Raw genomic sequence first — 2,540 nt, 5'->3', positions numbered from 1 at the left:
GCCGGAGGCCGTTCCCTCGCCAGTGTTGCCCTCCGGTTCCGCTTCGCTCCACCTACGGCCAACACTGGCGAGGGAGGCGTCAATGCACTAACAATCCACCCGGACCACTCGGTGGGGGCCGGTCACTTTGAGGCTCCGAGCCATCCGGATTTAAGGTCCACCTCCGGCTCTGGCTCGGCTCACCGGACAGCGCCGCGATAAGAGATGTTCGACATGACCCATTCTGCACCCACGACCGAACACAAACACGGGGACTCCGGTCGCCCCTATCTGATGTTCTGGATCAACATGGCGCTTGGCCTGATCGTCATGTACGTCGTGATGTTCTCGATGATCGACGGTGCCCGGGATTTTCGGAACAATCTCAATATGTTCTACATGGCGGTGACCATGTGGGCTCCGATGGGCGTCTTCATGCTGGCCACCATGCCCGGTATGTTCCCCAAGAAGGCTCTCAACACCGCACTCTACGCTGTGTTCATCATCTTAACGATTGCATCGTTCGCCGCGACTCGCGTGCAAGCCTTTATTGACGACGGACAGTTCGTCGACTCCATGATACCTCACCATTCCGGAGCCATACTCATGTGTCGAGAAGCGACGCTGGCCGACGCGGAGCTCATCAGTCTATGTGACGACATCATGGGCGCTCAACGCTCTGAAATTGATCAGATGGAGCAGATCAAGGCGCGGATCGAGCAAGCGCTCTGAGGCGCAGCCGAACTCAGCCGCGCCTGAGTCGCAGAGACAAACCGTTACCGCGGCGAAAACGCCGGTCGCGGCGCGATTAGCCGTCTGGCAAAGACGAGCGCTGGGAGGCCGTGCGTGGGCGAACAAGAGCTGGTTGCTGACGGTCCGGACGCCGTACTGAACCGGGAATGCTTCTGCATAACTTTGGAGCGAGAAGCCTTGCATTCGGCGATTCGGGCCGAAGCGGATGATCCGGAGCTCGCCGACGCTTTGTTGGCGGCACGGCCGCACCTGTTCTCCCAGGCTCCGGTTTTCCTGGCGAGGCGGGACTTGTCGGCGATGCTTGAGGTGGTCGCAGCCATCGAGGCGGCGGCCGCGGCCCCGGCCTTTCAGCAGGCGGTGCTGGCTTGGGCGCCGGAGATCGCCCGCCATGATTTCGGGCCGCGTGGCGTGTTCATGGGTTACGACTTCCACCTCGGCGATGCCGAGCCCCGCCTGATCGAGGTGAACACCAACGCCGGTGGCGCCTTTCTCAACGCCTTCCTGGCGCGTTCTCAGACGGCCTGTTGCCGGGAGGCGGAGGCTGCGTTTCCGACCGCGAGCGCCGATGCGTTCGAAGACTCGGTCTGGACGATGTTCCTGAGCGAGTGGCGTCTGCAGGGGCGTGCCGGGTGCCCCCAGTCCATGGCCATCGTCGACGATGCGCCTGCTGACCAGTATCTTTTTCCGGAGTTCCTGCTGGCGCAGCGTTTCTTCCGCCGGCGCGGCGTGGAGGCCGTCATCGTCGATCCTGCGGCCTTGCAGTTCGACGATGGTCGCCTGCGTAGCGGCGGCCTAGCGATCGATCTGGTCTACAATCGTCTGGTCGACTTCAATTTCGGCGTTGAGGGACACGGAGCCCTGAGGGAGGCTTATCTCGCCGGCGCGGCGGTCGTCACGCCGAACCCGCGCCATCACGCATTGCTGGCCGACAAGCGAAATCTGAGGTTGCTGTCGGACCCGGCGAACAGCGGCGCCTGGAACCTGTCGGCCCAGCAACAGCGCAGCCTGAAGGCGGTTCCGAGGACCGTGCTGGTGGGCCCCGAAAACGCCGATACGATGTGGACGGCGCGCAAGGGCTTCTTCTTCAAACCGGCCGGCGGGCACGGCGGCAAGGCCGTCTTCCGAGGAGACAAGATCACCCGCGGCGCGTGGGCGGAGGTCACACGCGGCGGATACATCGCCCAGGAGGTCGCTCTGCCCAGCGAGCGCCGGATTCGGATCGACGGTGAGATCCGATCGCTGAAGCTGGATGTCCGCCTCTTCACCTACCGGGGTGAGCTGCTGATCGCCGCCGCTCGCGTCTACCAGGGGCAGACCACCAACTTCAGAACGCCCGGCGGCGGCTTCGCACCTGTTTACGCCGTCTGACAGGGCGGAGCGACCACGCGCACAGAGGAAGCTGGCGCGGCCGGCATGACGAATATGGGCACTCAGATCATTGGTAAATCATGCGGCTAATTGTATCGTGGGGGAATTCCCGCGGGGCTGATCAGGACACTCGTCAGCGTCGGTGTCAAAACCGGTCAATTTTGACCCTGCCGCGCTTTTATGGATTTCCGTAGGTTTACGGATGTCAGAACCTTAGTTCAGAATGTCCGCTCACAGGACCGGCGTCTTGAATCGGCTACCACAGCGTATGGGTGAGCTGCCGACGGCAGCCACCGTTGGTGCGGCTGCTGGTGTTGATCTGCCCCCTTCTGAGTGGTCCAAAATTGATGATATTTTGGATTACGAAGGAGATTATGAATGCCGAGCAAGAAGCATCGCCCGGAAGAGATTATTGGCAAGCTGCGTGAAGCGGAGGTTGT

The 2,540-nt window shown here is 62.0% G+C and carries 2 protein-coding genes and 1 pseudogene; all 3 read left to right on the top strand.

Features of this window, described 5'->3' with window-relative positions; genetic code table 11:
- Nucleotides 1-91 (top strand): annotated as a pseudogene (locus CDQ91_RS21160) (integrase catalytic subunit); the annotation flags it as partial.
- 122 nt (nt 92-213) lie between these two features.
- A complete protein-coding gene (locus CDQ91_RS20825) occupies nt 214-711 on the top strand; it encodes a DUF305 domain-containing protein (protein WP_088474606.1) in 498 nt (165 codons plus the stop codon).
- Between the two features lie 114 nt (nt 712-825).
- The gene (locus tag CDQ91_RS20820; RefSeq protein WP_088474605.1) at nt 826-2,100 is read left to right on the top strand and encodes an ATP-grasp domain-containing protein; all 1,275 of its coding nucleotides are present in this window, start codon (nt 826-828) and stop codon (nt 2,098-2,100) included.
- Nucleotides 2,101-2,540 lie beyond the last annotated feature (440 nt).

The sequence above is a fragment of the Sphingopyxis witflariensis genome, from assembly GCF_002205635.1.
Classification (GTDB): domain Bacteria; phylum Pseudomonadota; class Alphaproteobacteria; order Sphingomonadales; family Sphingomonadaceae; genus Sphingopyxis; species Sphingopyxis witflariensis.
Note: the sequence above shows the minus strand (reverse complement) of the source record. Positions and strands in the feature narration are given on the sequence as shown.